Annotated in this window: 22 protein-coding genes; 16 read left to right on the top strand and 6 right to left on the bottom strand. The window is 51.1% G+C overall.

Annotated features, from left to right (window positions below; translation table 11 throughout):
* The 7 genes from QT230_RS20440 to QT230_RS20410 all read left to right on the top strand — a co-directional run.
* On the top strand, window positions 1–285 hold a 285-nt coding region (locus QT230_RS20440; RefSeq protein WP_308324003.1), incomplete at its 5' end, for a hypothetical protein.
* Between the two features lie 2 nt (window positions 286–287).
* A complete protein-coding gene (locus QT230_RS20435) occupies window positions 288–872 on the top strand; it encodes an alpha/beta hydrolase (RefSeq protein WP_308324002.1) in 585 nt (194 codons plus the stop codon).
* 215 nt (window positions 873–1,087) lie between these two features.
* Complete coding sequence (locus tag QT230_RS20430) at window positions 1,088–1,816, top strand: MetQ/NlpA family ABC transporter substrate-binding protein (protein ID WP_308324001.1); 729 nt, start codon at window positions 1,088–1,090, stop codon at window positions 1,814–1,816.
* Between the two features lie 310 nt (window positions 1,817–2,126).
* Window positions 2,127–2,933: a MetQ/NlpA family ABC transporter substrate-binding protein gene (locus QT230_RS20425; RefSeq protein WP_308324000.1), complete on the top strand. Its 807-nt coding sequence runs from the start codon at window positions 2,127–2,129 to the stop codon at window positions 2,931–2,933.
* 6 nt (window positions 2,934–2,939) lie between these two features.
* Window positions 2,940–4,199, top strand: a complete 1,260-nt coding sequence (locus QT230_RS20420; protein ID WP_308323999.1) for an SfnB family sulfur acquisition oxidoreductase — start codon at window positions 2,940–2,942, stop codon at window positions 4,197–4,199.
* A 10-nt stretch (window positions 4,200–4,209) separates the two neighbouring features.
* Window positions 4,210–5,424, top strand: coding sequence for an SfnB family sulfur acquisition oxidoreductase (locus QT230_RS20415; protein WP_308323998.1), 1,215 nt, complete (start codon window positions 4,210–4,212; stop codon window positions 5,422–5,424).
* A 3-nt stretch (window positions 5,425–5,427) separates the two neighbouring features.
* Complete coding sequence (locus QT230_RS20410) at window positions 5,428–6,843, top strand: LLM class flavin-dependent oxidoreductase (protein ID WP_308323997.1); 1,416 nt, start codon at window positions 5,428–5,430, stop codon at window positions 6,841–6,843.
* 124 nt (window positions 6,844–6,967) lie between these two features.
* On the opposite strand, the gene epsC is transcribed toward QT230_RS20410, so the two are convergent.
* The 5 genes from epsC to ssuD all read right to left on the bottom strand — a co-directional run bounded on the left by epsC (window position 6,968) and on the right by ssuD (window position 12,049).
* Window positions 6,968–7,900, bottom strand: a complete 933-nt coding sequence (gene epsC / locus QT230_RS20405; protein ID WP_308323996.1) for a serine O-acetyltransferase EpsC — start codon at window positions 7,898–7,900, stop codon at window positions 6,968–6,970.
* Window positions 7,901–7,945: 45 nt separating this feature from the next.
* Window positions 7,946–9,193, bottom strand: coding sequence for an acyl-CoA dehydrogenase family protein (locus tag QT230_RS20400; protein ID WP_308323995.1), 1,248 nt, complete (start codon window positions 9,191–9,193; stop codon window positions 7,946–7,948).
* A 118-nt stretch (window positions 9,194–9,311) separates the two neighbouring features.
* On the bottom strand, window positions 9,312–10,265 hold the full coding sequence (locus tag QT230_RS20395; protein ID WP_308323994.1) for a sulfonate ABC transporter substrate-binding protein: 954 nt from the start codon (window positions 10,263–10,265) through the stop codon (window positions 9,312–9,314).
* Window positions 10,266–10,283: 18 nt separating this feature from the next.
* Entirely contained in the window at window positions 10,284–10,859 is a 576-nt protein-coding gene (ssuE, locus tag QT230_RS20390; RefSeq protein WP_308323993.1) for an NADPH-dependent FMN reductase, read from the bottom strand.
* 53 nt (window positions 10,860–10,912) lie between these two features.
* Window positions 10,913–12,049, bottom strand: a complete 1,137-nt coding sequence (gene ssuD, locus QT230_RS20385; RefSeq protein ID WP_308323992.1) for an FMNH2-dependent alkanesulfonate monooxygenase — start codon at window positions 12,047–12,049, stop codon at window positions 10,913–10,915.
* 241 nt (window positions 12,050–12,290) lie between these two features.
* Between ssuD and QT230_RS20380 the strand changes: the two genes are divergently transcribed.
* From QT230_RS20380 to QT230_RS20340, 9 genes are all read left to right on the top strand, one after another.
* Window positions 12,291–13,301 carry a hypothetical protein gene (locus QT230_RS20380; RefSeq protein ID WP_308323991.1) on the top strand — a complete coding sequence of 337 codons (1,011 nt, stop codon included), beginning with the start codon at window positions 12,291–12,293 and terminating at the stop codon, window positions 13,299–13,301.
* Window positions 13,302–13,670: 369 nt separating this feature from the next.
* Window positions 13,671–14,537: a MetQ/NlpA family ABC transporter substrate-binding protein gene (locus tag QT230_RS20375; RefSeq protein ID WP_308323990.1), complete on the top strand. Its 867-nt coding sequence runs from the start codon at window positions 13,671–13,673 to the stop codon at window positions 14,535–14,537.
* On the top strand, window positions 14,534–15,667 hold the full coding sequence (locus tag QT230_RS20370; protein WP_308323989.1) for an ATP-binding cassette domain-containing protein: 1,134 nt from the start codon (window positions 14,534–14,536) through the stop codon (window positions 15,665–15,667). The genes QT230_RS20375 and QT230_RS20370 overlap by 4 nt, the downstream gene beginning before the upstream one ends.
* A complete protein-coding gene (locus QT230_RS20365) occupies window positions 15,648–16,301 on the top strand; it encodes a methionine ABC transporter permease (RefSeq protein ID WP_374694488.1) in 654 nt (217 codons plus the stop codon). Before QT230_RS20370 ends, QT230_RS20365 begins: the two co-directional genes overlap by 20 nt.
* A 246-nt stretch (window positions 16,302–16,547) precedes the next feature.
* Complete coding sequence (locus QT230_RS20360; RefSeq protein WP_308323987.1) at window positions 16,548–17,024, top strand: rhodanese-like domain-containing protein; 477 nt, start codon at window positions 16,548–16,550, stop codon at window positions 17,022–17,024.
* Window positions 17,025–17,096: 72 nt separating this feature from the next.
* Window positions 17,097–18,029 (top strand): family 2A encapsulin nanocompartment shell protein, encoded by a 933-nt coding sequence (locus tag QT230_RS20355; RefSeq protein WP_308323986.1) that lies wholly within the window; start codon window positions 17,097–17,099, stop codon window positions 18,027–18,029.
* An 11-nt stretch (window positions 18,030–18,040) separates the two neighbouring features.
* Window positions 18,041–20,029, top strand: coding sequence for a family 2A encapsulin nanocompartment cargo protein cysteine desulfurase (locus tag QT230_RS20350; protein WP_308323985.1), 1,989 nt, complete (start codon window positions 18,041–18,043; stop codon window positions 20,027–20,029).
* Window positions 20,030–20,161: 132 nt separating this feature from the next.
* Window positions 20,162–21,205, top strand: coding sequence for a 2-oxoglutarate and iron-dependent oxygenase domain-containing protein (locus QT230_RS20345; protein ID WP_308323984.1), 1,044 nt, complete (start codon window positions 20,162–20,164; stop codon window positions 21,203–21,205).
* A gap of 23 nt (window positions 21,206–21,228) precedes the next feature.
* Complete coding sequence (locus QT230_RS20340; RefSeq protein WP_308323983.1) at window positions 21,229–22,050, top strand: MetQ/NlpA family ABC transporter substrate-binding protein; 822 nt, start codon at window positions 21,229–21,231, stop codon at window positions 22,048–22,050.
* A gap of 60 nt (window positions 22,051–22,110) precedes the next feature.
* Here the strand turns inward: QT230_RS20340 and QT230_RS20335 are convergent, their stop codons facing one another.
* The gene (locus QT230_RS20335; protein WP_308323982.1) at window positions 22,111–23,289 is read right to left on the bottom strand and encodes a YeeE/YedE family protein; all 1,179 of its coding nucleotides are present in this window, start codon (window positions 23,287–23,289) and stop codon (window positions 22,111–22,113) included.
* Window positions 23,290–23,495 lie beyond the last annotated feature (206 nt).

Genomic DNA, 23,495 nt, shown 5'->3' with positions numbered 1-23,495 from the left:
TGGGTCAGTTGTCGGTATCCCATGCTCTGCTTCACTTTGGTAGGTAAGGCAGAGAGGGTACCGGCGCTGGCCCTCCTACCTCTACCGAATGATCCAAAGTGCTGCGGTTATTCTATGAATCCAGGATTAAAGACTCAATATGCCTCTTTGTTCAAAGAGGCATTTTTTTATTCATCTTTATTTCTTAATAAGCTTTTCATTTATCCTTCTTTACTAGCCATTGTTATTTTCTCTCCGTACGACATACTCTTTTTAATTGCAGCAATTTCAATCTGGGAGATTTGAGAATGACGTCATTAAACGAACACTATCTGATCGTTCCCGGTTGGAACGGCTCTGGCCAAGATCACTGGCAAAGCCATTGGCAAACGCAGTTGCCTAATAGCTCGCGTACCCAGGTGGACAGCTGGAGCCATCCAGAACTCAATGATTGGGTATCTTCGCTTAATCGTGCGGTGTCACAAGCAAAGGGTCCCGTTGTATTAATTGCCCACAGCCTGGGCTGTGTGACGATTGCTCATTGGGCTCAACGTCACCCTAAGCTGTTATCAAAGATTAAAGGTGCGTTACTTGTTGCGCCTGCTGATGTAGAACGCTGGAGCGTTAATCAGCGCTTGTCAGGGTTTGGCCCGATACCCATGCAGCCACTCCCCTTTCCAAGTTTAGTGGTCGGCTCGACCAACGACCACACCGCAAGCTTGGAACGTATCCAGCACTTTGCAAACGAGTGGCGTAGTGCTATTCACATTATCCATGGTGCTGGACATATTAATACCGCCTCTGGACATACTCATTGGAATGATGGCCTTCATTTACTTAGATGCTTTAACTTCTTGGGCACCTTGAGCAGCGAACAACGACGTATTGCCTAATCTCCTTAGTGTTACAACTTTCTCCGCGTCACTTTTAATCCCTCATACAGAGGGATTTTTTATACTCAAGTTATGAATAACAATATCTAAAAAACTTACTAATTCCAGCACACTCATTTACGTCATCATGTGTCTATAGCACTTAAAACTGCATAGCTTACTGGTCAGCCGCTGCCAGTTTTTACGACCAACTCAAAAAAACAGAGGGATACCTAATGAAAAAACTTCGCTCATTAGTACTTTTAACCGCTCTGGCGGCCGCTTCAGTAACCGCTTATGCCGACACCGTTGTGCGTGTTGGCGTCACCCCAGGCGTCAATGGCGATATATTGCTTGCACTTAGTGACGAAATTGCTGAGCACAATATCGATTTACGAGTCATCGAATTTACTGATTGGACATTGCCCAACGAGGCAGTCAATAACGGGGATCTGGATCTTAATTTTTTCCAGCATAAGGCCTTTCTTGATAATGTCATTGAGCAACGGGGCTACGAATTAACCATGATTGGACTTGGGGTGCTTCAGAACATTGGCATCTTCTCAAATACTATCGCTACCCTTGACAACATCCCTGACGGTGCCCGCGTTGCCGTCGCCAGCGACCCCGTCAATCAGGGCTTAGGATTGCGCTTATTACAAAGCGCTGGATTGATTGAGCTTAGTGATAATGAAGCCATTGGCGCCTCCCTAGACGATGTGGTTTCAAACCCCCACAACTTACGTTTTTACGAGATTGATGGCCCGCAAATTGTCCGCAGCCTAGACGATGTGGATTTGGCTGTGTCATGGCCCAGCCACTTCATTCAGGCGGGAAGGCCTGAGCAGGCAGGTCAAGCGTTGTTCTATTCAGGCATTGATGACAACTATTACGCTACCGGTTTGGTCGCTCAGCAAAGCCGTGCGGACGACCCGTTGTTACTCGATATTGTTCATCACTTCTAAACATCGCCTGCTGTTCGGGAAACGATTGATGCAAGCTATGGCGGCAACAAGGATCTTTATACACTGCCTTGGTTAGAACATTAATCAGTCAACCGCTTGATTGATATTTTAAACGTCTTCTTTCACCCCTCGGCCAGAGGGGTTTTAATTATCTTATTAGGAATAACAACATCTAAAAAACTTACTAGTATCACTCCACTCGCCACTCCATTATTTGTTCAAGCATTGCATGCAGAAAATTTCATATCGCAATGACTTATCAACGTTAACGTCAAATTAAGCACTCAATTAAAAATCAAAAGGATGAACGATGAAACTTCGCTCACTGCTATTTTCAGCCACCCTCTTAGCTGTCTCAACGGCATCTTATGCCGACAATGTGGTTCGCATTGGCGTCACCGCGGGTGTTAACGCAGATGCCCTGTTTGCACTAAGCGATGAAATTAGCGAACACGATATCGACTTACGCGTGATCGAGTTTAATGACTGGACGCTGCCTAACGAAGCACTCCAAAACGGTGATATTGACCTCAACTTTTTCCAACACCAGGCCTTTTTAGATAACGCCATTGAACAGCGGGGTTACGAGCTCAGTATGTTGGGCCTGGGGCTACTTCAAAATATTGGTATTTACTCGAATAACGTTACTGATTTGGCAGATGTTCCAGAAGGTGCCCGTGTGGCCGTCGCCAGCGACCCAGTTAATCAGGGCCGTGGTCTGCTGCTGTTACAGCGTGCGGGGTTGATAGAACTGAGCGAAGGCGATGCCATTGGCGCTACGGTGCACGATATTACCTCTAACCCGCATAACCTCCGCTTCCATGAAATTGATGGCCCGCAAATTGTTCGCAGTTTGGATGATGTCGATTTAGCAGTCTCGTGGCCCAGCCATTTCGTTAATGCAGGCCGCCCGGAACAAGCTGGCGAAGCGCTGATTTATTCAGGCATTGATGACACTTTCTACGCCATGGGCTTTGTCGCCCAAGAAAGCCGTGCTGAGGAGCCGCTGCTTCTAGAGGTCGTTGAGCACTTCCAAACGTCACCGGTGGTTCGCGACACGATTGATGCCAGCTATGGCGGCAATCCCGATCTCTACACCCTGCCCTGGATTGAGTAGCAACTAATGACTTACTCGCCCCCCACTATTTCAACAAGCGCTGGCTCCCTTGCGGAGCCACGCTTTATTGACTCGTCACGCGTCAAGGTTATTCGCAATGATGCCGAAGCGCTAGAGACAGCACGTGCACTTTCCAGGCGATTTGCCCAAGACGCATCTACTCGTGATGCCGAGAGGAGACTTCCCTGGCAAGAGCTTGATGAATTTTCGTACAGCGGTCTAGGTGGGATAACCGTGCCCCGAGAATACGGTGGCGCTGATGTTTCCTACCAGACAATTGCCGAGGTCTTTCGCCTGTTAAGCACGGCAGACTCTGCGCTCGCTCAAATTCCTCAAAATCACTTTGGGGTGCTGGGTATAGTAAAAGAGCTGGCTAACACTGCCCTGAAAGAGCTCATATTTGGCGCCGTTCTCAACGGCCAACGGCTTGGCAATGCGGGCCCTGAGCGGGGAACCAAGACCATTCTGCATCAGCAGACTCGTGTCACTGGCCAAAAGGGGCAATCGTTTCTTACCCTAAATGGCAGCCGTTTCTATTCCACTGGTGCACTGTATGCACACAGGATTCCTACCCGAGCGCTAGATGGACACAACCGCACGATTCTAGCGTTTGTGCCCCGGCGTGCATCAGGCGTGGAAGTCATTGATGATTGGTCAGCCTTTGGTCAACGTATTACCGCCAGTGGCACAGTTACCTTCAACAATGTTCAGGTGCCCATCGAGCACACCCTGCCGGTATGGCAGACCAACGACCGTGCAGGACTGAGCGGGCCATCGTCACAGCTCATCCAAGCCGCTATTGATGCAGGCATTGCTCATAACGCTATAGACGATGCCATCCAGTTTGTGCGCGAACACGCCCGCCCCTGGACAGATTCCGGCGTTGCTCGCGCCAGCGATGACCCTTACACCATCCATGCATTTGGCCGCCTGAAAATCGACCTGCATGCCGCCAACGCCGTGCTTCAGGAAGCGGCCGCGACGCTTGATGAGATCGCCAGCCAGCCGATTGACGATAAAGGCAGTGCAAGAGCTTCCGTTGCGGTGGCAGAAGCGAAAATTCTCACCACGGAAGTAGCACTTGAAGCCAGTGAGCGACTCTTTGAGCTTGCCGGGGCATCTGCCACCCGCGCCAAACACAACTTGGATCGCCATTGGCGTAACGCGCGCACCCACACCCTGCACGACCCGGTTCGCTGGAAATATCACTTACTAGGCAACTACTACCTCAATGACGTGCTACCCGCCCGCCATCAATGGAATTAAGTGAGCAACCATGACTGAGGCTACCCTCATTTCCCCTCACGCAAGTCGCGTGGGATTGATCACTAGTGATCAGCAAGCGATTGCGACTGCACATACTCTCGCTAGCCGTTTTGAACCGCAAGCAGCCCAGCGTGATAAAGAGCGCCTGCTGCCTTGGCAAGAGCTTGATGACTTTACCAAAAGCGGCCTATGGGCGATCACCGTACCTGCTGACTATGGCGGCCCAGAGTTAAGTAGTGATGCACTTGCTCAAGTGATTGCCATCATTGCCGCAGCCGATGGCTCTATAGCCCAAATTCCCCAAAACCACTTTTATGCCCTTGAGGTGTTGCGCGTAGGCGGCAGTGAAGCGCAAAAGCGCTTCTTCTATTCGGAGGTCATCAGCGGTAAGCGGTTGGGTAATGCACTCGCGGAAATAGGCCATAAGGATTACAAACGCCGCACCAGACTATATAGAGACGCTAGTCAAAAGTGGCGTGTCAACGGGCAAAAATTTTACTGCACCGGCGCGCTTTACGCCCATTGGATACCCACTCTAGTGGTGGATGAAGCAGAACGCCAACAGCTGGTTTTCATTCCCAAGTCAGCACACGGAGTCACCATTACCGACGACTGGGACGGCTTTGGCCAACGCCTCACGGGAAGTGGTTCAGTACAGTTGGAGAACGTCTTGGTAGACCCCTTATGGGTAGTGCCGTTTACCGACTCCTTTGAACGGCCCACTGCTATCGGGCCCTTTGCCCAGTTGATGCACGCCGCGATTGATTTGGGCATTGCTCAAGGCGCTTTCGCCGCCACACTGGCGTTCGTCAAACAGCATGCCAGGCCCTGGATTGATGCAGGCGTAGAGCAGGCAAGCGAAGACCCGCTGTTAATTGAGCGGGTAGGAAATCTCTCCGTGCGCCTAAAAGCAGCAAAGAGCCTGCTTAAACGAGCGGCTGGCAGCGTTGCCATTGCCCAGAAAACGCCCGATGAAGACAGCGTGGCGCAAGCCTCCATCAATGTCGCAGAAGCGAAAGTACTCACCACCGAGGTTTCATTGTTGGCAAGTTCGCAGTTATTCGAGCTATCCGGCACGGGGGCAACGTTGGATAACCGGCAGTTAGACCGTTTCTGGCGCAATGCCCGCACACATACGTTACATGACCCTGCCCGCTGGAAGCTGCACGCAATAGGCAATTTCTACCTCAATGGGCAACGCCCACCCCGTCACGGAGCGATCTAAACGATGCCAGCGCTAAAAAAACATATTCTGCTAAATGCGTTCAATATGAACAGTGTCGGTCATATCAATCACGGGTTATGGACGCACCCAAGGGATAACTCATCAGACTACAACACGCTGGAATACTGGACGGATTTGGCAAAAACGCTGGAGCGTGGTCTGTTTGATGGCCTGTTTATTGCCGATATCATCGGGGTGTATGACGTTTATCAAAATAGTATTGATACGACGTTGCGAGAGTCAGTACAGCTGCCTCTCAATGACCCTGCCGTTCTCGTCTCAGCGATGGCCGCAGTGACTCAGCATTTAGGCTTTGGTATTACCGCCAACTTAAGTTTTGAGCCGCCCTATCTCTTTGCTCGTCGCATGTCGACACTCGATCACCTCACTCGTGGCCGCGTCGGTTGGAATATCGTCACGGGGTATCTCGATAGCGGTTCTAAAGCCGCCGGTCTCCATGGCCTAGCCCCTCATGATGAGCGCTATGACCGTGCAGACGATTACTTAGAACTGCTCTACAAACTATGGGAAGGCAGCTGGGAAAATGATGCCGTGCTGCGCGACCGCCAGGCTCGCGTGTTTAGCGACCCCGCTAAAGTGCACAAAATCATTCATCAAGGGCCTTACTACCAAATGGAAGGCTATCACCTGAGTGAACCCTCCTTACAGCGCACGCCGGTGCTATATCAAGCCGGTTCTTCACCCCGTGGCCAGCAATTTGCCGCACGCCATGCAGAAGCGGTATTTATCAGTGCCCAGGATAAGGGTGAGGCAAAACGGGCGGTAGATAGCCTGCGCCGTCAAGCCGTTGAAGCGGGGCGCAAAGCAGACGATATCAAAATCTTCGCGGGCATTGCGATGATTACCGGCGCCAACCACCAGGAGGCGCAGGATAAGTACGATGATTACCGCCGCTATGCCAGCCCAGAAGCAGGGCTTGCCCACTTCTCTAGTAGCGTTGGTATCGATTTTGATCGCTTTGAGCTGGATGAGCCGATTCACTACGACAACAGCAATGCCATACAGTCGGCGGCCAGCAGTGCCCAAGCCAACGCCATGACCAAGCGTAAGTTACTGGAACGTTTCAAACTAGGCAGTCGCTACCCCACCCTGGTAGGAGACCCTTCCTATATCGCCGATGAACTTGAATCATGGATCACTGACGTCGGCATCGACGGTTTCAACGTATCGCGCACAGTCACACCGGAAAGCTTTGAAGATATTGCCGACCTCATCGTGCCTGAACTACAAAATCGCGGCGTCTACAAAACCAGCTATCAGGAAGGCAGCCTACGCCACAAACTCTTTGGTGCCGGGGACAAGCTTCCGAGCTATCACGCTGGGGCGCAGTACCGTCGTTTAAATAGCCACCTCAAGACTCAACTGGTTTCAGAGGTCACGATCACTGAAGGGCACTGAGTTAAACAAGAGGAATAATAGATAGCGAGGCAAAACCCAAGCTCGTAGCGATGTTTAATACGAGCCTGGGTAAGTCATAGGAAGGAGTGTTATCGTTTAGCCTAGCAATGATGGAATTATGAATTTAGGTATTCTGAGTATCCACCGACTGCCGCAGTACCGCCTGAGTAATCCTGCTCCCTGGAGGTACATCGCGGGTTAGCCAAACGTTGCCGCCAATCACAGCGCCGCGACCAATGGTGATACGGCCAAGAATGGTGGCACCGGCATAGATCACCACGTCGTCTTCCACAATGGGGTGGCGTGGCTCGCCTTTGGTGAGTGTGCCCTGATCATCTTCATCGAATCTAACGGCCCCCAGCGTCACCGCTTGGTAGAGACGAACTCGCTCACCAATCACGGCGGTTTCGCCAATGACAACTCCCGTGCCATGGTCGATAAAGAAATGGCTGCCAATCGTTGCGCCAGGATGAATATCAATACCTGTCACCGAGTGGGCTTTTTCGGCAATAATTCTGGCGATGATTCTCAGCCCTTCCATATAGAACACATGCGCGATGCGATGATGAATAATCGCCAATAGCCCTGGGTAGCATAGTAAAATTTCGTCTACCGAGGACGCTGCAGGGTCGCCGCGATAGGCGGCTATCACGTCCTGATCCAATTGCCGACGCAGTGCAGGCAGCATGGTGGCAAAACGCCGTACAAACTCGTTCGCTTTGTGCTCTTGAGCCTGGGGTTCCAGGCGTGGCTGCTGGCAACTCAGTTCTAAACGCACTTGGGTCACCAGAATATTCAACGCGTGACCAAGCTGATGCCCTACATAAAAATCCTCACTCTCCTTTTTGAGATCGGAGGGGCCCAAACGCATAGGAAATAAGATGCCGCAAAGCGCATCAATTACCTCATGTATATGGCGGTGAGCAGGAAGCTCCCGGGTGCCCAGGTCGGTCTCCCTTCCTTGGCGCTCGCGCCACTCGTGTCTTACCTGGCGTAACTCTGTCACCACACTGTCTAATGGCCATGGAGATGGCTCATTGTGGTTTTTTTCACTCATCTCAGCGTGGGCCTCTTTTTTTCAAGCGTTGATAGTTTGCCCTGACTACGAATAAGACGTCGGCACTGGATACTGGTCCAGCAGTGCCCACCGGCCTAGATCGCGTATCTTATAATCCACCGGATCATGGAGTGTATGGGTGCGTGCATTGCGCCAAAAACGATCCAGCCCCAAAGTCCGCGCGGTCGCCCTTGCACCAGCAATATCAAACAACCGGCTGCTAGTATCCAACGCCGCCTGGTGCGCCACAACTTTCGCCTCTGCAATGGCAATCGCGGCCTCCCCCCGGTTTTCGGCACTAATAGCGGTACGTTTTACAAAGTGGCGCTGGGCTATATCGCCTGCTATATCGGCCAATACTTGAGCGCTACGCAGCTTTACCCACAACTCACCAAAGTGGCGCTGAAGGTAAGGGTCATCTTGCGCTTTAGCTGCTTCAGAGGCTAACCAAGGTCGCCCCTGCTCAAGCGTAAAGCGCTTTGCTTCCTCAAAGGCTCCTTCAGCAATGCCGACGTATAGATTGACTAACACTAACTGGGCTAAACAGGCGCGAAACTGAGCCGACGGAGACCACGCAAAACCAGGCGGTAGCAGCACTTCGCTCTCTAGTACCTCCACCTGCTCAAAACTCACGGTACCGCTATCGGTTTGCCGCTGGCCGATGGCGTCCCAGTCATCATGTACGGTAATGCCAGGACGATGAGTGGGCACCGCCGCAATCACCAAGCTTTGTGTCGGCTCATGCCACGCCGAGACGGTCAAATAGTCTGATCCTCTTGCCCCTGAGCAGAACCCCTTCTTGCCTTGCAGGATAAAGCCACCATTACCGCGCTCGGTAGCGACGGTGCGCTTATCCAGCGGATTAAGGGTATTGCCCCAGAAAAGATGTTCTTGAGCGGTGGCGGTTAACAGTCGCTGCTGCTGGTGTTGATTGCCGTAAAGTAATACCGACCCCACTTGCAGGTGGTGGAAAGCGAATACATGGGCAAGCGCTGAATCCACCCTGGCTAAGCGTCTGACCACGTGATAAACAAGTGACCATGGTTGCCCCTGACCGCCATACTCAGAGGGTACAGCCAATGTCAGTAAACCACTTTCACGAATCAGCTCGCGCTCAAAAGAGGCATGCCCACCCAGGCGATCACGCTCAACGGCGCTTTCAGCTAGGCGCGCTGCCAACTGATCCGCAATGGTTAGCCAATGCTGCTGGTCATTGCTCGACAAAACGTCTCGGGAGGGATCCACCTCTCTCAATCGTTCAGGCTGATCTGGGTAGGCATTTGCAATGCTCATCCGGCCACTCTCCTCAATGCATTAATGCAAAAACCAGAAAAAAGAACCATCAAACGATAAAACGCAGGCCCAGGCACATTGAGGCTCAATTACCGTTAGCGGGTAAGGATACGGTGTATTATTCATCGCTAGGCCGCCATACCACAGAAGGAATATCCAGCTCGCGTGGAATCAGCTCCAGTTCAAAGAAGGTATCGGCAATATCCTGTTGCTGGGCAATTACTTCATCAGAAAGATACTGAGCACCGTAACTCGCGCGATTCGCGGCCACATACACCACATCCGGATCAAGGCCGATGGAAGGGGCTAGCAGCTCAGCCACTTCGCGCAGGTTATCTACCGCCCAGCTATCCAGCTCCTGTAGCTCTTCAACAATCTCTTCAACAACATGCGGGTACTGCTCGGCCAATGGCCCTGCAGCAATATAAAACTCATGGTTACTGACTAAATCGGTACCGTCGGTCAGAATACGTGCGCCCAGTGCATCTTCGGCAGCAGCCAAGTAGGGTTCCCAAATGACCCAGGCATCAACGCTGCCTCGCTCAAATGCTGCGCGCGCATCAGAAGGGGGTAAAAAGGCGGTGCGAATATCATGGATCGATAGTCCGGCATCCTGCAACGCACGTACCAATAGGTAATGAACATTGGAACCACGGTTTAGCGCAACGCGCTTGCCTTCCAGTTCGGCAACGCTTTGGATGGGCGAATCTTCTTGCACAAGGATCGCTTCTGCTTGAGGCGCTGGAGGCTGGTGAGCCACGTAAACAAGATCCGCCCCGGCAGCTTGGGCAAAGACCGGCGGTGTTTCCCCTACCGTGCCAAAATCAATGCTGCCTACATTAAGGGCTTCCAGCATTTGCGGGCCAGCGGGAAACTCTGTCCAGGTGACATTGATATTGCGATCAGCAAATCGTTCTTCCAGCGCTTGGCGCTCTTTGAGCAGTACCAACGTGCCGTACTTTTGAAAGCCAATACGCAGAGTTTCAGGGTCGTCTGCCGCTAACAACGAGTGCGGCAACAAAGCCAACACTCCCGATAGTACAGCGGCAGATAAGGTTGTTCGTTTAATCATAATTAATTCCACCAAAAATTAAGCGTAGGCAACAGAGCGCTGGTAGGCACTCGCTGATGCGGAGCTTTGACTGGGGAGCGTTTCAATCAGCTCTTCAATAGAGCGACTGATCCGAGCGCTTGCTTCCTCTCCCACCTGATAGTGCTTTTCACCATCAAGGGTGAGCTGTTTCGCGTTGACGTAGACACCGCCCAGCACATTGCTGGCCCCTAGCGCAGACAACACCGGCTTTAATGCGTAATCGATCACCAGCAAATGGCTGTCAGAGCCGCCATTGGCAAGCGGCAGTACCACTTTGCCTTTCAGCCCACGTTCAGGTATTAAATCCAGCAGCAGCTTAAGTGCTCCTGAAAAGGAGGCCTGGTAAACGGGCGTTGCCAACACCACCGCATCTGCCTTAGCGATCGCTTCTCGGTAACGAACAATTTGAGAGGCGTTAAAATCGGCGAAAAACACTTCATTACCGTCAAATTCATTAACGTTGAATACGTCGGTTTCGATTCCCTGTTCCTGTAGCTCCTTATTGATAAAGTCGATTAACGCTGAGGTACGGGACAAGCTTCCAGGGCTTCCGGCAATTAATACAACACTCATAACAAACTCCTTAAGCACCAAATAGTTAAGATATCAGAGGTAGAAAAAGTGATTTACGAGGCTGAGGCTTGACGGGATTGCGTCGCACGCGCGTCAAACGCACCCCCAGTAAATACGCCCTCTTCTGTCACCGCCTGTTTGCCAGGCAGCAAAGGAAAGACGAGTTCAGCGAAGCGGATCGCCTCTTCTAAATGCGGATAACCCGAGAGTACAAACGTATCTACGCCTAAATCCGCGTACTCCTGCAAACGCTTCGCCACTGTTGCTGGGTCTCCCACAAGCGCCGTTCCAGCTCCGCCTCTGACCAGCCCGACACCCGCCCAAAGATCAGGGCTAATCTCAAGCTTGTCGCGTCTTCCACCGTGCAGTTCCGCCATACGCCGCTGTCCCACAGAATCCATGCGCGAAAAATTTTCCTGGGCTTTTTGAATCGTTTCGTCATCCAGGTTGGCAATCAGCTTGTCTGCCGCCTGCCAGGCCTCTTCGCGGGTTTCTCTGACAATCACATGGAGGCGCACGCCAACTTTCACTTCGCGCCCGTACTTGGCCGCTTCTGCGCGCACATCGGCAATCTTTTCAGCAACAGCGGCAGGCGGCTCACCCCAGGTGAGGTAGGCATCAACATGCTTAGCGGCTAATTGATGGGCAGCGGGAGAAGAGCCTCCAAAGTAAAGCGGCGGATAAGGCTTCTGGACAGGATCAAAGAAATTCTTGGCACCCTCAATCTGAAAGTGCTTGCCCTGATGATCAACACTTTCACCTTCCAGCAGTTGCTTCCAAACCGTTAGAAATTCATCGGCCACTTCATAGCGTTCGTCATGGGTCAAGTGAACACCTTCGGCAGCCAACTCAGCGGCATCGCCGCCTGGCACAACATTGAGTAACAGCCTGCCTTTTAGCGCCTGATCCAGCGTTACCGCCTGGCGAGCGGATGCGGTAGGGCCTGAAATAGAGGTGCGCAACGCTACCAATAATTTAATCCGCTGAGTGACGGGTACTAAACTTGCAGCCACCACCCACGGGTCTAGGCAGCTGGATCCGGTGGGAATGAGCAAACCGTCATAACCATGGTGTTCAGCGGCAACCGCTATTTGCTGTAGATAAGCGTTGCTGGGTGGCCGTCCGCTACCTTTACCCAAATAACGCGTATCGCCAGACGTAGGCAGGAACCAGAAAATATCTATACTCATCGCGTCTTCATCCTGTAAGTAAACCTGTAATCAGGCTGCAAAGGGCATTAAGCATTGATTACCAACAGCATAAAGACATGGATAAAACCTAAACAAATCACTTTATGAGATATCTATTTCAGCATGAGGTAAGAAAACCTAATGCCATAAAACTGATGACTACTTCTGTTTAAATTATTTAGCTTCCCGGCCCACTCAAGATATATAGTTTTTACTTATATTGACCAGGATGAACAACGAGATGCAACGCCTGAATAGCCAGTTCTCCTCATCACTGAATGCACGATGTTATGGACTAGATGCCTCCTTAAACCTTAGCCCTTCGAAGCCAGGCCATTCAAAGCTAGGTTATTCAACGCCAAGCCATTTAAAATCAGGCCTCCCAAGCTCTGGCAGCCATCACATTACTCAACTGCGACACTGGGCAAACACCACCCCTCTTTCAACGGCATTATGGCAGCCCAACCATGGTCAATGGCGACGCTGGCGATGGATCGACCTACTACGGGAAGCAGAAAACCTCGCCGCCAATATGCGTCATCATGGTTTAGCGACCAACGCCCGTGTCGGCTTTTGCGGTACGCTCAACGCTGATTTACTCTTTACGATGTTGGCGGCTTATATTAGCCATTGCAGGCAGGTGTTGATTGACAGCGAGTTATTAAACGAGCCGGCCAACTTCTTAGCGGCTTGCCATCAGCAACAGCTCTTGTATGTCGTCACGACGCGCCCTGTGTCACCCTTTAACACTCCACCACCCAGCACCACCGGTTGCTGTTTTTTGTCCCGTCAAACCACCTTTGAAGCGTACAAACAGCTACCACTCGCATTAGCGAGCCCCACGCTATGCCAAAAGTCACCAAGCCGCTTATCACTTCACCTGTTTGCACCAAGGGGCTTCTGGGCGGAAGAAGGCACCGAAAGCCCTGACGCTGCTGATCATATATTGAGCCACTGGCTGACATCGGGTGAGGCACTCGTACTACCTGAAAAAAGGCATACGGCGATAAAGGATCGCCGCGCCGCTTTGATAACGACCATTATTGGATCCCCTCGTCTGCGCCAGCACATCTACTCCCAGTCCCAGCAATATTTCGCCTCGCTTTCACCTAGACAGCAGGCGCTCTACCGATGGAGTAGCCAACAGGATGTGCCAGACATCACTAACGCCGCTAAGAAAATCATCAGTCGTTTGATGGGCTGGAATTACTTACAGCATTTGGAAAAGCAATTCCCATCACCCTGGGAGTGAGGAATAAAAACCTTTAGCATAAAAAAACCGCCTTTATGGCATCAGCCATAAAAGCGGTTAAAGGTACACTCCACTGAGACACTACACACATTAACAATACCCCGCTGCCGAGCCACTTCAAAATCTTCATTACGTATATCTATTTCTCAATTAACGCCAACACTTTATATTTAAATCTTCACTCATCAACAAAAATTTTTCTACAATACTCACCCGCCACAGACACTTAAAAAGACCTGCCAAAAACAACCGCACCTATAACTAAAAACGATTTACTAATCATGAATTACAAAGTTTCCATAATTATTTTTAAGCACTGGCGGTGTGATTTATGGTCTGGGCTTACTGTCCATTACCGAGCACATCATTATGCAAACACCCCCTCTTACTCGATTTTTCTCTTTTGCCCACGCTAAAAAACACTGGCTAGCCAGCCTGCTATTGCCCTTAGCCACTGTTTTAACGGCAAATGCTGACGACGTTAAAATTGGCGTTGTCTCAAATGGGCTGATTGTCGATTCGGTCTATGTTGCTGCTGACCTTGCTAAAGAACAAGGTATCAATGTTGAAGTGATTGAGTTTAGCGACTGGGTTCTTCCTAATACCGCCGTGCTAAACAAAGATATCGATATCAACTACTTTCAGCATGAGCCTTTTCTGACCAATGCAGGAGAAGAGCGCGGCTTTGACTTAACCCCACTCGCCTATGGGGTTGAGGGCTTGATGGGCATCTACTCAAAGGACTTTGACAAACCAGAAGATATTCCTGCAGGCAGTACCATCGCGGTAGCCGATGACCCAGTTAACCAAGGTCGAGGGTTGATGCTTTTAGAGCAAGCGGGATTAATCACCTTGCCTGAAGGCATTGGCTACCATGCAAACCTTTACGATATTGAAGACAACCCGTTAGATCTATCATTTGTAGAGCTACCAGGGCCACAGTTACCACGCGCATTTGAAGATGTCGCCGCCATTCTTAGCTACCCGCACTACATTAAGTCATCCGGCGTTACTGATCCGGCGGATGCACTGCTGTTCCATATTGACGATACGCACACTTTCGCACTGCGCTTCGTTGTGCATCCTGATAATGAAGATGCTCCCGCTATTCATCAGTTTATTTCCATCTACCATCAGGCACCTGAAGTAAAAGCCTCGCTGGAAGACGCTTTCGGTGATAGTTCGCTTTATCAACTGGCATGGGAAGACTTTCCTCCCCTGGAGCTAAATGAATGAATATTGCCGCTGCACCATACCGAAAGGCAGCCACTTCAGGGGCTTCTGATCGCCAAAAAACGTCCCCCAGCAACCCACTACACCTGAGACTTGAATGTGTTGGCAAAACTTATGTGTCCGGTCAGCGGCGCGTTGAGGCGCTTAAAGATATAAATTTGGATATCTACCAAGGAGAGATCTTCGGCATTATCGGGAGGAGTGGTGCGGGTAAATCGAGCCTGATACGCACGCTGAATCGCCTTGAAGATGCCACCACCGGCAAAGTATTGATTAACAACATCGACATTCAGTCCCTCAATACAGCTGGCCTCGTTAAACTACGCCGCCGAATTGGGATGATTTTTCAACATTTTAATCTGCTCTCTTCAGCGACCGTCTTTGAAAATCTAGCCCTTCCTCTTAAAGCGGCGGGTATCCGTGATAAGCAGCGCATCCAGCAGCGGGCACAAGAGCTTTTACGCCTAGTGGGCCTAGAGGGAAAAGAAAATGTTTACCCCTCTCGCCTTTCAGGCGGACAAAAACAGCGCGTCGGCATTGCCCGTGCGCTGATGCTAGACCCAGAAATTCTGTTATGCGATGAGGCAACCTCTGCACTTGACCCTGAGACGACGCAATCCATTTTAAGCCTCATCAAAGAGATCAATAAAACGCTCAAACTGACGGTCGTGCTGATTACTCACGAAATGTCAGTGATTAGTGAAATATGCGACCGTGTGGCGGTACTTGAGGACGGCGCGCTGGCTGAACTTGGGCCTGTTTGGCGAGTGTTCGGGCGACCTGAACACGAAGCCACTCAAGCGTTATTAGCGCCATTAAAACCTAAAATAGCTGACGACATTGCTCAGGCGATATCTGCCACACCCGCTGATAACACGTCACTGGCGATTGTGAAGCTCTTCTTCGATGGAACCGCAGCCACCTACCTGCCCCTGGGAATACTCAGCCAGCGCTTAGGCGGTGATCTCAGACTACTGCAGAGTGGCATTGGCCGACTTCAAGGTCACCCACAAGGCGAGCTGCTTGTCAGCCTGCCCTACCAGGAAGACGAGCTAGCACAACGCCTCGAAACTATTAATGACCTCGTCTCAACCGTGGAGGTACTCGGCTATGCTGTCCCAGCGAATGCTTGATGCACTTTGGCAAGCCTTTCTCGATACGCTTTATATGGTGGGTGTATCAGCGGCGATTGTATGGTTTGTTGGAATTCCACTGGCCATTATTTTAGTGACCACGGCCAGGGGGCAAATTTTTGAAGCACCGTTGGTTAATAGAATTTTAGGCAGTATCGTCAACGGCTTCCGCGCCACGCCTTTTATTATTTTGCTGGTAGCGCTAATCCCGCTTACCCGCTTGATTACTGGTACAACCATTGGCGTTTGGGCAGCCGTTGTGCCTATTACTGTGAGCGCGACGCCTTTCTTTGCACGCATTGCTGAAGTCAGTCTGCGCGAAGTCAGCTCAGGGGTGATTGAGGCTGCCCAGGCGATGGGTTGCCAAAAGCGCCATATCATTTTCAACGTTCTTCTGCCTGAGGCCTTACCAGGTATTATCGGCGGCTTCACCATCACGCTTGTGGCCATGATCTCTGCCTCTGCCATGGCAGGCGCCATTGGTGCAGGCGGGCTAGGCGACTTGGCGATTCGTTATGGCTATCAGCGTTACGACACCACGGTGATGCTGGTCGTTATTGCCATTCTCATTGCCGTTGTTGCCATCATCCAGTATGCCGGTGACCGCTATGTTTACCATTTAAAAAACAGGTAATTTAAAAATTTGGTAATGAGCTGGAACGCCTATTAAATAAATACATTAATTTAAAAAAACAGGCGCTCCAGCTATTTAGCTGCCAACCAAAGATTAGTTTAAACTTACTCACTCTCTTTCAAAGCCCCTTACTCTTATCAAAAAAAACGATTAAGAATGTTTTTTTTGTTACTTCTTACTTTTTCCTGTCACCGATAGCTTTAAGTATCAACACCCCCCTTCAACCGCGAGTACCAGGAGGCAGTGATGTCTGAAGTGGCAGAAGTGAGTCTTATCGAACCTCTGGCAAACATACGCGATGAGGCGCTTTCCAAAGACCTGGGCTATGCCGGCGGTATAACCCCTCAGCAAGCATGGCAATGGTTTCAAGCAGGGCACGGTGTGCTGGTGGATGTGCGTTCTGGTGAAGAGTTAGCGTTTGTTGGCCGAGTCCCTAACACCAAGCATGTCCCCTGGGCGTCAGGTACCAGCCTTAATCGTAACCCTCGTTTTGTGCGCGAATTGGAAGCAAAAGTCGCTGACGATGGTGGGCGTGACGCCGTGCTGTTTTTACTCTGCCGCAGCGGCAAACGCTCAGTGCTGGCCGCTCAAGCAGCCACTAAGGGTGGCTTCACGCATGTGTTTAACATCCTTGAGGGTTTTGAAGGCGAGCTGAATGAACAAGAGCAACGCGGTCATAACGATGGCTGGCGTTATCACCAACTCCCATGGATTCAAGACTAATCATCTTGGATTTGTCATCACAGCGAAAACCGTTTCGCTATTGCTTTACGTTTTATTTATTGAGGAGTTCCTATGAGCACCAAAGCCCCTAGCACTAACTTTCTGGGTGACAACGCTGCAAGACAGTTAGCCAATGCGACTAAAACCGTTCCCCAACTTGAAACGATTAGTCCACGCTGGTTGACCCACCTACTTCAGTGGGTACCCGTCGAAGCGGGTATTTATCGACTCAACAAGGTGAAAAATGCCGAAGATATTCGGGTAACTTGTACCGCCAGGCAAAATGATCTTCAGTTACCACGTACCTTTGTGGATTATGAAGAGCAACCGCGAGAGTTTTTCCTAAATACCGTCAGCACTATTTTAGATGTTCATACACGAACGTCAGACCTTTACAGCAGCCCTCATGATCAAATTAAAGAGCAGCTGCGCCTTACCATTGAAACCATTAAAGAGAACCAGGAAAGCGAGTTAATCAACAACCCTGACTACGGTCTCCTTTCACAAGTCACTGAAGATCAGCGCATCTTTCCATTAACGGGGGCTCCAACACCTGATGACCTGGATGAGCTGCTGTCCAAGGTATGGAAAGAACCCGCTTTTTTCCTGACCCACCCCAAAGCAATTGCGGCGTTTGGCCGTGAAGCAACACGCCGTGGCACGCCACCACCTACGGTCAGTTTATTCGGTTCACAATTTATTACTTGGCGCGGTATCCCGCTGATTCCTTCCGACAAGGTGCCGGTGGCCGATGGTAAAACCAAGATTCTATTGCTGCGCGTGGGGGACAAGCGCCAGGGCGTGGTAGGTCTATTCCAGCCGGGTGTCCCCGGCGAACAAAGTCCAGGTTTATCAGTTCGGTTCATGGGCATTGATGACCATGCCGTTTCCTCTTATCTGATTTCACTCTATTGCTCGGTTGCTGTTCATACCACCGACGCATTAGCGGTACTGGATGATGTTGAGATCGGGAAATATCACGAATACCCCGACACCTACCAATAGGAGTCGATCTTATGAGCTATCAAGACACTCAGCCATTAGCAACGCCCCCGCCTGTCTCAGCGCCAGCGACATCTGAAGCACCATTAAACGCAGATGTATTAAGGCAAATGGCCAATGCTTTTTTTTCCGCGCTGCCGGGGGAAACGCCAGAGTTGCCGAGCAACGTTAATGCGTTACCCACTACTGGAAGTGAACACTTACCTCATCTCCAATCACAGGGGGCGCAAGCCCCCGTCAATGTGGCACCTGGCGGCTCTCCCTTAGCGACGCCATCAGGCTTGGGGGTAGCGGCACCGGGGTCATTTATTCCTCAAGGCCAAGTGCCTGGTGCCAACTTATTGCCTTCATCACCGTCGGCACTACCCTCTTTATCTCATCGCGCACCAGCGCTGGCTCCCCACTCGTTAGCGGGTAACGGCGTGCCCGATTCGCTTGTTACGACGCTTCCTGCCTATGAGCCTCGCTTAGGAGGCGTATTGGGTACCCCGCCCGGTGAAAGCGGCCAACCTTTGGCCAAAACACCTTATTATTTTCTTGAAAATGGCATGGAAAACAGCACCACGCCAGCACATCCGAGCGTACTGGGCAGTACCTTGCTATCGGATACAGCACTCGGCAATTTTGCTACTCAACAGCAAGAGGTTGTTCACCACAGCGGAAATAATAGGCGCTTTACCGAGCCCCCGTCCGCGGTGCCTGACACATCCGATTATTACTTTTTATCAACACCGGCACCGGCGAATAAAGCGCCCCACACTACACCCAACTCTCGTGTTCCTTTTAACGTGGAGACGATACGCCGGGACTTCCCTATTCTCAACGAGCGGGTAAATGGCAAGCCACTGGTTTGGTTCGATAACGCTGCCACAACCCAAAAGCCCCAAGCTGTGATTGATCGTTTGGCATATTTTTATGCCCATGAAAATTCGAACATTCATCGCGCTGCTCATGAACTGGCTGCCCGTGCCACTGATGCTTACGAAAAAGCGCGTGAAACAGTCCGCCGCTTCATCAATGCTCCGGACGTCAATAACGTTATTTTTGTAAGAGGCACCACAGAAGCGATCAATCTAGTGGCCAAAAGCTGGGGAGGGCAAAATATTAAGCAAGGCGATGAGATCATCGTTTCTCACTTGGAACACCACGCCAACATTGTGCCTTGGCAACAGCTCGCGGCTGAGAAAGGAGCGATTATCAAAGTCATTCCAGTCGATGATAGCGGCCAAGTGCGTTTGGATGAGTATCAAAAACTATTGAGTGACAGGACTAAGATTGTCGCTGTCACTCAGGTTTCAAACGCGTTGGGAACCGTCGTACCCGTGAAAGAGATTGTCAGCCTGGCGAAGCGGGTGGGAGCGCGAACGCTGGTAGATGGGGCGCAATCTGTCTCTCACCTCAGCGTTGATGTGCAGGATCTTGGCGCAGATTTCTTTGTCTTCTCAGGCCATAAAATATTTGGCCCAACAGGCATTGGCGCATTGTGGGGGTCTCGGGAGGCGCTTGAAGAAACGCCGCCCTGGCAAGGCGGTGGCAATATGATTGCTGACGTTACCTTCGATAAAACCGCCTATCAATCTGCACCGAATAAATATGAAGCAGGTACCGGCAATATCGCTGATGCCGTGGGTCTGGGCGCCGCTCTTGAGTATATAGAACGCATTGGGCTTGAAAATATCGCTCGCTATGAGCACGAGTTACTGGTTTACGCGATGAACGAACTTGCGGATATCCCAGGCGTTCGGTTGATTGGTACGGCAGCAGACAAGGCGAGTGTGGCGTCCTTCTTACTTGATGGTTACGACACAGAAGAAGTGGGTGAAGCGCTCAATGAAGAAGGGATCGCGGTGCGTACTGGCCATCACTGCGCACAGCCTATCCTGCGGCGTTTCGGTACTGAAACAACCATACGGCCCTCATTTGCTTTCTATAACACCTTTGATGAAATTGATCGACTGATCGCGGTAGTAAGTCACTTGGCTGGTCAACGCCGAACCCATTAAATCCACTCACCGGGAATACAGCACTGGAAACGAACGCTGCAGACAGAACTTTACTAACAGAACTTTGCAAACAAGAGATGGCTTCAACATGGCGCTGGAGTGGGATCTCCAGCGCAGTGCTAACGAGGAAACATGATGCCAAACACGCGTCGCGATACAACCCCCAATGCTTCTCATAAACAGCCTGCATTACCTGTTATTGATTTACGTGATTTCACCTGTCTGGATCGGCGCCGAGACTTTTTAGCCACCTTACGTCATGCAGCCCGCGATGTTGGCTTTTTCTATCTTGTTGGCCATGGGATTGATGACACGCTTATTCAACAAATATGGGAGGTCTCCAGGCGCTTCTTCGCGCTACCACAAGCTGAAAAAAATGCCATCAGTATGGTCAACTCGCCTCACTTTCGTGGTTATACCCAGCTAGGCCACGAGTTAACCCGAGGAGTACCGGATCGACGAGAGCAAATAGATATCGGTGCGGAGTTACCCGCCCTTGATCTGTCATCGAATGATCCTGCCTGGATGCGATTACAAGGGCCGAACCAATGGCCTGTAAGGCTTCCAGAGTTACGCGAGGTAACGCTTGAATGGTCTGCAACGCTGCGCAGTGTGGCTATACGCCTGCTACGCGCATTTTCAGTTGCCCTTGAGCAACCAGAGGAGGCTTTGGATGGACTTATCGACAAGGCCCCAGCCCAACTTCTTAAGCTTATCCGCTACCCTGGAAGCCACCAGGCACATGAGCGTCAAGGCGTAGGCCCTCATAAAGATGCGGGCATTCTAACCCTGCTGCTACAAGACGAGCACCCTGGGTTACAGGTGAAACGCAATGACGAGTGGCTTGATGTACCACCGCGGCTAGGTGCCTTGGTGGTCAATATCGGAGAGATTCTTGAATTAGCCACCAACGGCTACTTGCGCGCCACTGTACACAGGGTTTTGGTACCCGATGCTGGCGTCACTCGCTACTCTATCGGTTATTTTCTCTCCCCCTGCCTGGAAGGCAGTGTGCCACTTTTACCACTGCCCGAGCACTCGCCCAAAGATGCGCTAGGCCCGGAAAGCGACCCCAACAACCCGCTCTTTCGTGAAATCGGCCCTAACGCTCTAAAAGGCCGACTGCGCTCGCACCCGGATGTTACCGAACGTTTTTATCCTGAATTTTTACTTTGAATGCTATTTGATAAGGAATACGCATGAATACCCAGCATCGTCGTCACGTTACCCGTTCTGTAGGTGGGCTGCTCATTGGGGCACTTTCAATGGCGGCCCAAGCTAATGAACCATCAGACACACTTACCATCATGGCCTCGTCATTACCTCACGCGGATATTCTCGAATTTGCTGATCATCAGCTCCTCGACAACCTCTCCCTTGAGATCATTGAGATTACGGGCCAGATGAACCCAAACGGCTTTTTAGCTGGTGGCGATATCGACGCTAATTTCTTTCAGCATGTACCTTACTTAGAAACAGACGGTGCCAATTTTTCACAGCCGTTGACGGTGATTGCCACGGTACATATCGAACCTTTAGGCATTTACTCAAGCCGGTATGACACGTTGGAAGCATTGCCTAAAGGCGCCCGCATTGCGGTACCTGATAACCCAACCAACCTTAGCCGGGCACTATTTCTGCTGGAGGATGCGGCACTGATATCACTTGCGCCAGGTGTCAGCCGTGCAGAGTTAACGCAGGCAACCGAATTGGATATTGCCGAAAACCCTCATGGGCTTGAAATATTGCCCATTGACGCACCGCTACTCATGCGCGCCTTAGCAGATGTTGATGCTGCCATTATTAACGGCAATTGGGTATTAGAAGCGGGTTACACACCCGATGAAGATGCGCTGGTATTGGAGACAGCTTACGACAACCCTTACGCCAATGTATTGGTAACCCGTGAAGAGATTGCCGATGATGAACGGCTTGTGGCGCTTGCTAACGCATTAGAGTCAGAGCAAGTCGCTGAGTTTATTCGCGAACGCTATGACGGTGCGGTACTGCCGGTTCACTGATAGGCAAAAGCGTGATAGGTGGCTCATCCTGCTAATTGATCAGGATGAGCAACACCACGGTCACCCTCGGTATTGAATCCGCCAACCTAGATACAGCCCTGCCATACAAAATACTGCAAACACCCAGCCTGAAAGCGCTGACGCCATAATGCCGGATAACAAAGTGCCGACCGTACAGCCTAGCGCAACCATTGCCCCCCACCCCATCAGCACCCCGCCTGCAAATGTCCGCGTGAGCTCTTTCAAAGGAGGCTTTTTGAATACAACATCGCCCGCTGAGAGCGCCGAGACTAACGCCCCTAACGTCACGCCGATAACAAATAAGCCGTTATTACTCCAGAGCGTTTCCTTAATAACAGTGGCGCACCCCCTGAATGTATCCAAGCCTTCAAGCCGAGCCGGTAGCCAGCCAAAAGCATCTGCCCCTGTTCGCGCTAAGCTGCCAATTTCCGCCGTAACACCAAAGGGGCCCACCCTAAGGTAAGCCAGTGCGGCTAAAGCACCGATGAGAAGTCCGCCTGCCCAGGTTGGCCAACGCTTACGCCACCACATGGTTGTATTCGACGCAGGCATTATTTGATGGCGCCACGCCAATACCAACGCCACGAAAGCCAGCACGACCAGCTGTAACCACAATGCCCCTTCATAACCTAAATAGTGAGGCAGCCAAATAACCGGTGCGCTTTGTATCGCTTGAAGATAAAGCGTATTCCAACTGGCAAAGCCAAGCGCAAACCCTACGATGACACCCAGCAAACCAATAGGCGCGGTCGCCATGCCTTCACCTAACCGATAAAACAAAGCACTGACACAGGAGCGAGCTAATGACATGCCGATGCCAAAGGTAAACGCCCCCACCACCAACACCCAGCTAATAGGGCCAATATGTGCCCCCGGGGGTAAACGATCAGCACGAGGCACTGGCATAAACGCACCAAAGATAAAATGGTAACCCATCAAGCCGACCGCCAACGAAGCCACAATGCCTAACAACCCAGCCGCATCACGCCGTTCAAAAAAATCCCTTGATACGCAATAAAAGCAAAACCGTGAACGCTGTAGTAACGCCCCAAACGACACCCCAAGCCAAAGTGACATTTCAAGATGCCCGCTATCGCTAGGCGCGATTACCCATTTGGCAAAGAGAACAACACCTGCCACTACCAGTAAAGGAAATAGCCACTGCCGAGCGGGCGGAAAATTTATCCTACCTACCCTATCGCTCTGAAAATTGGACATAAAGTACCTATTAATCAACCCTACTTGCTAATAAAAGTGTTTATCCATAAAAAAGGCAGTGCAAACGCACTGCCTGAACTCCTGGATTCATAGAATAACCGCAGCACTTTGGATCATTCGGTAGAGGTAGGAGGGCCAGCGCCGGTACCCTCTCTGCCTTACCTACCAAAGTGAAGCAGAGCATGGGATACCGACAACTGACCCAA

Source organism: Halomonas sp. SpR8, from assembly GCF_031010195.1.
Taxonomy (GTDB): Bacteria; Pseudomonadota; Gammaproteobacteria; order Pseudomonadales; family Halomonadaceae; genus Vreelandella.
This window is presented reverse-complemented; position numbering and strand designations above follow the sequence as displayed.

Excerpts from the sequence above, each read along its gene's own strand:
- QT230_RS20420 (WP_308323999.1), top strand. The coding sequence starts at position 2,940 with ATGACTTACTCGCCCCCCACTATTTCAACAAGCGCTGGCTCCCTTGCG.
- QT230_RS20430 (WP_308324001.1), top strand. The coding sequence starts at position 1,088 with ATGAAAAAACTTCGCTCATTAGTACTTTTAACCGCTCTGGCGGCCGCT.
- QT230_RS20340 (WP_308323983.1), top strand. The coding sequence starts at position 21,229 with ATGAATACCCAGCATCGTCGTCACGTTACCCGTTCTGTAGGTGGGCTG.
- QT230_RS20355 (WP_308323986.1), top strand. The coding sequence starts at position 17,097 with ATGAGCACCAAAGCCCCTAGCACTAACTTTCTGGGTGACAACGCTGCA.
- ssuE (WP_308323993.1), bottom strand. The coding sequence starts at position 10,859 with ATGAGTGTTGTATTAATTGCCGGAAGCCCTGGAAGCTTGTCCCGTACC.
- QT230_RS20380 (WP_308323991.1), top strand. The coding sequence starts at position 12,291 with ATGCAACGCCTGAATAGCCAGTTCTCCTCATCACTGAATGCACGATGT.
- QT230_RS20410 (WP_308323997.1), top strand. The coding sequence starts at position 5,428 with ATGCCAGCGCTAAAAAAACATATTCTGCTAAATGCGTTCAATATGAAC.
- QT230_RS20415 (WP_308323998.1), top strand. The coding sequence starts at position 4,210 with ATGACTGAGGCTACCCTCATTTCCCCTCACGCAAGTCGCGTGGGATTG.
- QT230_RS20375 (WP_308323990.1), top strand. The coding sequence starts at position 13,671 with ATGCAAACACCCCCTCTTACTCGATTTTTCTCTTTTGCCCACGCTAAA.
- QT230_RS20345 (WP_308323984.1), top strand. The coding sequence starts at position 20,162 with ATGATGCCAAACACGCGTCGCGATACAACCCCCAATGCTTCTCATAAA.
- QT230_RS20395 (WP_308323994.1), bottom strand. The coding sequence starts at position 10,265 with ATGATTAAACGAACAACCTTATCTGCCGCTGTACTATCGGGAGTGTTG.
- epsC (WP_308323996.1), bottom strand. The coding sequence starts at position 7,900 with ATGAGTGAAAAAAACCACAATGAGCCATCTCCATGGCCATTAGACAGT.
- QT230_RS20425 (WP_308324000.1), top strand. The coding sequence starts at position 2,127 with ATGAAACTTCGCTCACTGCTATTTTCAGCCACCCTCTTAGCTGTCTCA.
- QT230_RS20435 (WP_308324002.1), top strand. The coding sequence starts at position 288 with ATGACGTCATTAAACGAACACTATCTGATCGTTCCCGGTTGGAACGGC.
- QT230_RS20335 (WP_308323982.1), bottom strand. The coding sequence starts at position 23,289 with ATGTCCAATTTTCAGAGCGATAGGGTAGGTAGGATAAATTTTCCGCCC.
- ssuD (WP_308323992.1), bottom strand. The coding sequence starts at position 12,049 with ATGAGTATAGATATTTTCTGGTTCCTGCCTACGTCTGGCGATACGCGT.
- QT230_RS20400 (WP_308323995.1), bottom strand. The coding sequence starts at position 9,193 with ATGAGCATTGCAAATGCCTACCCAGATCAGCCTGAACGATTGAGAGAG.
- QT230_RS20350 (WP_308323985.1), top strand. The coding sequence starts at position 18,041 with ATGAGCTATCAAGACACTCAGCCATTAGCAACGCCCCCGCCTGTCTCA.
- QT230_RS20360 (WP_308323987.1), top strand. The coding sequence starts at position 16,548 with ATGTCTGAAGTGGCAGAAGTGAGTCTTATCGAACCTCTGGCAAACATA.
- QT230_RS20370 (WP_308323989.1), top strand. The coding sequence starts at position 14,534 with ATGAATATTGCCGCTGCACCATACCGAAAGGCAGCCACTTCAGGGGCT.